Origin of the sequence: Brachybacterium sp. SW0106-09 (genome assembly GCF_001293905.1) — a bacterium.
Taxonomy (GTDB): Bacteria; Actinomycetota; Actinomycetes; order Actinomycetales; family Dermabacteraceae; genus Brachybacterium; species Brachybacterium conglomeratum.
Genome location: NZ_BCAK01000024.1, coordinates 53,003 through 59,574, shown reverse-complemented (window position 1 = coordinate 59,574; position 6,572 = coordinate 53,003). Strand labels below are relative to the sequence as shown.

Annotated in this window: 6 protein-coding genes and 1 pseudogene; 6 read left to right on the top strand and 1 reads right to left on the bottom strand. The window is 72.4% G+C overall.

Annotation, left to right across the window (positions count from 1 at the left end):
* Positions 1-525: 525 nt before the first annotated feature.
* The 3 genes and pseudogenes from Y09_RS18240 to Y09_RS11425 all read left to right on the top strand — a co-directional run bounded on the left by Y09_RS18240 (position 526) and on the right by Y09_RS11425 (position 2,536).
* Entirely contained in the window at positions 526-816 is a 291-nt protein-coding gene (locus tag Y09_RS18240; RefSeq protein ID WP_053917827.1) for a hypothetical protein, read from the top strand.
* A gap of 127 nt (positions 817-943) precedes the next feature.
* Positions 944-1,741: an SDR family oxidoreductase gene (locus tag Y09_RS11430; RefSeq protein ID WP_053917826.1), complete on the top strand. Its 798-nt coding sequence runs from the start codon at positions 944-946 to the stop codon at positions 1,739-1,741.
* Positions 1,742-2,253: 512 nt separating this feature from the next.
* A pseudogene (locus Y09_RS11425) lies at positions 2,254-2,536 on the top strand (DUF2277 domain-containing protein).
* 119 nt (positions 2,537-2,655) lie between these two features.
* Here the strand turns inward: Y09_RS11425 and Y09_RS11420 are convergent.
* Positions 2,656-3,906 carry an MFS transporter gene (locus Y09_RS11420; protein ID WP_053917825.1) on the bottom strand — a complete coding sequence of 417 codons (1,251 nt, stop codon included), beginning with the start codon at positions 3,904-3,906 and terminating at the stop codon, positions 2,656-2,658.
* Positions 3,907-4,049: 143 nt separating this feature from the next.
* Between Y09_RS11420 and Y09_RS11415 the strand changes: the two genes are divergently transcribed.
* From Y09_RS11415 to Y09_RS11405, 3 genes are all read left to right on the top strand, one after another.
* On the top strand, positions 4,050-4,940 hold the full coding sequence (locus tag Y09_RS11415; RefSeq protein WP_053917824.1) for a PD40 domain-containing protein: 891 nt from the start codon (positions 4,050-4,052) through the stop codon (positions 4,938-4,940).
* A 120-nt stretch (positions 4,941-5,060) separates the two neighbouring features.
* Positions 5,061-5,384, top strand: a complete 324-nt coding sequence (locus Y09_RS11410; protein ID WP_053917823.1) for a hypothetical protein — start codon at positions 5,061-5,063, stop codon at positions 5,382-5,384.
* Positions 5,385-5,465: 81 nt separating this feature from the next.
* On the top strand, positions 5,466-6,548 hold the full coding sequence (locus Y09_RS11405; RefSeq protein WP_053917822.1) for a YeeE/YedE family protein: 1,083 nt from the start codon (positions 5,466-5,468) through the stop codon (positions 6,546-6,548).
* Positions 6,549-6,572 lie beyond the last annotated feature (24 nt).

Genomic DNA, 6,572 nt, shown 5'->3' with positions numbered 1-6,572 from the left:
GGACATCTTCACTGGGAGTGGAGGAGTGCTTGAACCCCTACGGGGTGTTCGCCTCCTCCACTCCCTTTTCTCATGCCCGGGTTCTGTGCGCACTATGGCGCGCGTTCTCGCTCCTCGCGGGCACAGTCAGAAGCATCTCCGACGCCTGGCGCAGCGGCGGGGTGCAGTGATGGGCGCGGATCGTCCGGTGTCGAGTGCTTCCGCCATGAGGGACTCCTCGGTGCTGCGTCACGTGCACCGATGCACCGAACCGAAGGGCTACGTCTCCCCGACGACTGACATTCCGCTCGGCACGTCCCGCAGCGGAGAGCTCTCGACGGGAGCTCGTGGCGGTGGCTTCGCGGTGAGTCGGACGATGCTCCGTACGTGTCGCGCGTATGGTCGGCCCCCCGGCACGGACTTGCAAGGCGGTCGACCGGACGGGTCGTTACGTTGCCAGGCACCGAGGGAGAGTCCTAGCGTCGTTGCCACGAGCAGATGGCTCAGCCGGGCACACTGACCGGCGAACAGGAAGGGAGTTCCATCATGGCTGATCAGAACAACTCCGGACAGTTCGGCAACCGGAACGACACCGAGCAGCAGGCCCAGAAGGGCGGCGAGGCCAGCACCGGCAGCTTCGGCGAGAAGAACTCGGCCGATCCGAGCCAGGCCGGCCAGCAGGGCGGCCAGGAGTCCTCGGGCAGCTTCGGCGAGGAGAACTCGGCCGATCCGAGCCAGGCCGGTCGCCAGGGAGGCCAGGAGAGCTCGGGCAGCTTCGGCGAGAAGAACTCCGCCGACCCCAGCGAGGCCGGCCGCAAGGGCGGCCAGAGCTCCTGAGGCCCGTGGGGCTCAGCTCCTGCGCCCCGTGAACGTGGAGGGGGACGGCCGGACGGCCGTCCCCCTCCGCTACGCGCACCTTCCCCGCCTCGACCGTGTGACCCGACCCGACCCACAGGAGCATCCCATGTCCTTCGCCCCCACCCGTGCTGTCGTCGTCGGCTCCGACTCCGGGATCGGCAGGGCCACCGCGGTCGCCCTGGCCGAGGCCGGGATGGACGTGGGCATCACCTTCAACACCGACCGGCAGGGCGCCGAGGGCACGGCCGAGGAGGTCCGCAGCCACGGCCGCGAGGCCGTCGTCGCCCACCTCGACACCTCCGACCTCGAGAGGGCCGGGGGCGTCGTGGACCGGCTCGTCGCGCAGCTCGGTGGGCTCGATGTGTTCGTGCAGTGCTCGGGCGCCGGCCACAGCACGCTGTTCCTGGACACGCCGCTGGAGACCTGGCGCGACGTCATGGCCGTCGACCTCGACGGCGCGTTCGTCTGCCTGCAGGCCGCCGCCCGCCACCTCGTCCAGGCCGGGAACGGCGGACGGCTCATCGGCGTCACCAGCGTGCACGAGCACCAGCCGAAGGTCGGATCCTCCGCCTACGACGCCGCCAAGCACGGTCTCGGCGGGCTGCTGAAGACCATCGCCCTCGAACTGGGCGAGCACGGCATCACGGCCAACGCCGTCGCGCCCGGGGAGATCGCGACCCCCATGACCGGGCAGGCCGATCAGGATCCCCGCACCGAGGAGCGCCCCGGCGTGCCGCTGCGACGGCCCGGGGATGCCCGCGAGGTCGCGGCCGTCATCGCCTTCCTCGCTTCGCCCCAGGCCTCCTACGTCACGGGAGCCTCCTGGGTCGTGGACGGCGGGATGCTGCAGATGGGGCCGCAGGGCGCTGCGGCGACGGCCGACGACGCCTGGCGTCGCCCCTGAGACCGCACGGTCCCGTGACGCTGGCGGTACCGTGAGCGGTCATGCGCCGTCCGGCTCGCTCCGTTCGACAGGACGTCCTCCTCGGCAGCGCCGCCGGCCGGTCGCCCAGGAGCCCGGTTCGCGGGACCCGGCTGGGGGTCGTCCGGCAGCCGGTCGCGGTCCGCCCCGTCGACGGCCTCGTCCAGTCGGTCCCGGCGACGCCGAGCAGGAGCACCGGCGCCCCGAGATGTCGCGGAGCGACCGCCTGATCGGCGCCCTTCCGCCGAGCATCTGCCGTCGCTCGGCGACGCGCGCGCTGCCGCTGGATGGTGGCCAGTGCTCGACGCGGAGCACGAAATCTCGGGCGATCTGGCCGATGACGAGGACACCGGTGGCGGGATCTGTCGTGGTCATGGCCGTGCTACCACGGGGCGGCGTGCGAGGAAGGGTCATGGACCGGTGGATCGTCCTGCGCAGGATCGTGACGGCAGGGCCGGCTCGACGGCTCGCGCGGCACGTGCCAGCCTGACGGCATGTGCCGCAGCATCCGACCCCTCCACAACGTGGAGCCCGGAGGCCACCTCGCAGGAGGTGCACGATGCCGCACTGGAGCACGTGCGCAAGGTCAGCGCGATGACCAGGCCCTCGCAGGCCAACGCCGAGGTGTTCGATCGGGCGGTGGCGCAGATCGTCCACGCCACCGAGCACCTGCTCGCCGACCTCGTCACCGCAGCGCCGCCGAAGGACCGTGAGGTCGAGCGGGAGAAGGCCCGGGCCCGGAGCGCGAAGCGGTTCGGGACGCCCGCCGCGTCCTGAGCCGAGGGCGGCGTCTGCACAAAGGGGACTCCAGCAGCACGCCGCGGAGCTCAGCTCCTCGCCGTGCCGCTGGAGTCCCCTTTGTGCGGGTCGGTCCCCGATCAGTGACCCGTGCCGGGTCAGCAGACCGCGGGGACCCCGTCGGTCGTCGTGGGCGCCTCGACGGCGGCGCGCGCCTGCTGACGACGGTGCACGGCGAAGGACCAGCCGGCGATGCCGAGACCGGCGATCGCGAGCGCCACGCCGGTCCAGGCCGGGGCGAGCAGGCCCCAGCCGGCCGCGAGCACGGCCGCGCCGAGCGCCGCGCCGAGGGAGTTGCCGATGTTCAGCGCCGAGTGGTGCAGCGCGGCGGCGAGCGACGGCGCGTCGGGGGAGGCGTCCAGCAGGAACAGCTGCAGCGAGGGGCCCATGAGCTGCGAGGTGATCGCGATCGCGAACAGCAGCACCATCCCCGCGATCGCGTGCGGCGCCACCAGCGCGAACACGGCGAGCGAGGCCGCCATGCCGAGCAGACCCGCGAAGATCGTGCCGTAGATCGAGCGGTCGGCGAGGCGGCCGGCGAGGATGTTCCCGGCCGTCATGCCCACGCCGAACACGAACAGCGCCACCGGCACCGCCCGTTCGCCGAGCCCCATCACCCCGGGCACGATCTCGCCGATGTAGCTGTACACCGCGAACATGCCGCCGAACCCGATCGAGCCGATGCCGAGCGCGAACCACACCTGCGCCCGGCGCAGCGCCCGCAGCTCACCGCGGATCGAGCCGGTGACTCCGGCGCCCTCGGGCTCGGGCACCAGTCGCCAGATCGCGATCGTGCTGAGCGCCGCGACGACCACGACGATCACGTAGGCGGAGCGCCAGCCGACGACCTGCCCGAAGGCGGTGGAGGCGGGCACGCCCAGCATCGTCGCGATCGTCAGGCCCAGCATCACCAGGGATACGGAGCGGGCACGGCGTCCGGGCGGGGACAGGCGCGCCGCGACCAGCGACGCGACGCCGAAGAACGCACCGTGGGGGAGGCCGGCGACGAAGCGCGCGGCGGCCAGCGCCGAGAAGCTCGGCGCCATGGCGGAGAGCAGGTTCCCCAGCCCGATCAGCGCGATGAGCAGCACCAGCAGCCTTGCCCGCGGCATCTTCACGGCTGCGATCGTCACCAGCGGTGCGCCGATCACGACGCCCAGCGCGTACAGGGTGATGAGCATCCCGGCCTGCGGGGTGGAGACCTCGAGGTCCCGCGCGATCTGCGGTAGGAGCCCCATCGAGGCGAACTCGGTGGTGCCGATCGCGAAGGCGCCGAGCGCCATTGCGAGGATCACCAGGCGCAGACGCCCGGGGGAGAGCGGCGCCTGGGGAGCATGCGGCTGCGTCATCGGGGGACCTCCAGCGGCGGGACGGGGTGGGGGCTCGCTGCCGACGCTGGAAGCGGAGGGGGGACCCGTCGATCCTAAGTGCGGGGGAGGGGCCCGGGCCAGGGCGGGGTGAGGGATGGAACGGGGTCGGGCAGAATCCCCTCATGGCACGCCCCCTCGCTCCCGGCCGGCGCTCCCGCATCTGGACCCTCGACGTCGACAACGGCGAGCGGACGCTGGTCCACGAGTCCGCCGAGACGCTCTACGAGGCCCCGAACTGGTCCCTGGACGGCGCCTCGCTGTACATCAACGGCGACGGCCACCTGTTCCGCCTCCCCGTCGGCCCGGGCTCCGCGCCGGAGCGGATCGACCTCGGCGACCTTCCCGAGCTCAACAACGACCACGTCCTGGTTCCCGACGGGGAGCACGTCTTCGTCTCCTGCATGCACTGGCACATCTACCGCGCCCCGCTCGCGGGCGGCACCGCCCGACGGATCACGAACGACGACGGCCGTCTCCATTTCCTCCACGGCGTCAGCCCCGACGGCACGACCCTCGCCTACATCGGCCTGACCGCCGACGCGGAGGGGAACTGGGCCCCGCCGAACATCTTCACGATTCCCGCCGCGGCCGGGGAGGACGTGCAGCTCACCGACGACGAGTTCCCCGACGACGGCTCCGAGTACTCGCCCGACGGGCAGTGGATCTACTTCAACTCCGAGCGGGCGCGCACCGTCCCCGGCCACGCCCGGCTGTTCCGCATGCGCCCCGACGGCACCGGCATCGAGCAGCTCACCTACGACGAGCGCGTGAACTGGTTCCCGCACGTCTCGCCCGACTCCAGCCGCCTCGCCTATGTCAGCTTCCCGCCCGGCACCGAGGGCCATCCCGCGGACAAGGACGTGATCGTGCGGCTGTGCGCGGCCGACGGCACGGGGATCCGCGACCTCGCCCGTGTGTTCGGCGGCCAGGGCACGATGAACGTGCACAGCTGGTCCCCGGACGGCCGCTCGATCGCCTATGTGGACTACCCCGTGGACGGGCTGCACGACTGAGAGGGCGCGGCCTGCTGCGACCGCTGCTCTGCAGACTCCCCGGGCCGCTCCCCGGGCCTCCCGGTACCCTGCTCGGAGCCGGTCGCAGCCGCCCGGCCCCTCGATCCGATGCGGAGCGCCATGGAACAGATCACCGTCGCCGGACACCCCGAGCCGATCCCTGCCTCGCCCGTCGCCGCGCGCATGCTGCGCGAGCGCCTGGAGGAGACCCGCGAGAAGCGTGGGGCCGACGCGGCCGACACCCTCGAGAACCTGGTCGGCGAGCGGATCGGCACTCTGCTCGCCGGCGGGATGCTCAGCATCGACGTGGCGACGATGCGCTCGATCGTGGAGTACATCGAGCTGCCCTCGGAGGACGAGCCCGAGCCCACCGGACTCGGCAAGGTCTTCGCCGATCTGAAGGACAGGGCCGCCCAGCGCGGCTACGGCGGTCGCATCGGCTGACGTTCGGTGGCGGGGAGGGTCCGCGTCTCACCCCCCACCCCGCGGTTTCGCTTATGGCGCCCATTAGCTAACCTGGCCCGCATGATCCTCACCGGCCTCCTCCTCGGCGCCGTGCTCGGCTATGTCCTGCAGCGCTCCCGGTTCTGCGTGACCGGCGCGTTCCGCGACCTCTACCTCACCCGCTCCGCCCGCTACTTCACCCCCTTCCTGCTCGCCATCGCGATACAGGCCGTCGGCGTCGCCGCGCTGACCGGCATGGGCATGCTCGCCCCCGAGCCCGCCTCCTTCGCCCCGCTCGCGGTGATCGGCGGCGGACTGATCTTCGGCGTCGGCATCATCATGGCCGGCGGCTGCGCGACCGGCACCTACTACCGCGCGGGCGAGGGCCTCATCGGCTCCTGGGTGGCGCTGATCTTCTACGCCCTGTTCGCGGCCGTGATGAAGTACGGCCCGCTCGGCGGCTTCACCGAGGCCGCCCGCGCCCGCACTGTCGCCGACGCCACGATCCAGGAGACCCTCGGCGTGAGCGTCTGGGTCCCCACCCTCGTCTTCAGCGCGATCGTCGCCGTGCTCGTCGTGCGCCGGTACCGCGCCGCCAAGGCGCGTGCCGCCTCCGGCCGTCCCTCCGTGACGCTGCCGGCGCGTCGCACCGGCCTCGGCCACTACCTCGCCGACATCCCCTGGAGCCCCTGGGTGGGCGGCGTGCTGCTGGGCCTGATCGCGATCGCCGCGTGGCTGCTGTCCACCGCCGCGGGCCGCAACGGCGGGCTCGGCATCACCACCCCGTCGGCCAAGATCGTCACCTTCCTGACCACGGGCGACGTGACCCTCGTGGACTGGTCGGTGATGCTCGTGCTCGGGATCCTCGTCGGCTCCTTCCTCGCCGCGAAGCTCTCCGGCGAGTTCCGCTGGCGCGTCCCGGACGTCCAGACCATGCTGCGCAGCGCCGGCGGCGGCGTCGCGATGGGCGTCGGCGCCGCGCTCGCCGGCGGCTGCACCATCGGCAACTCCCTGGTGGAGACGAGCCTGTTCAGCTACCAGGGCTGGGTCTCGCTGGTCGCGATCATGCTCGGCACCTGGGGTGCGGCCTGGTTCTTCCTGCAGCGCCCCCAGCGCGCCGCCGAGGCCAACCGCCCCGCGCCGGTGCTCACCCCCGCCTCCTGATCGTCCCGCTCACCGCACAGCCCC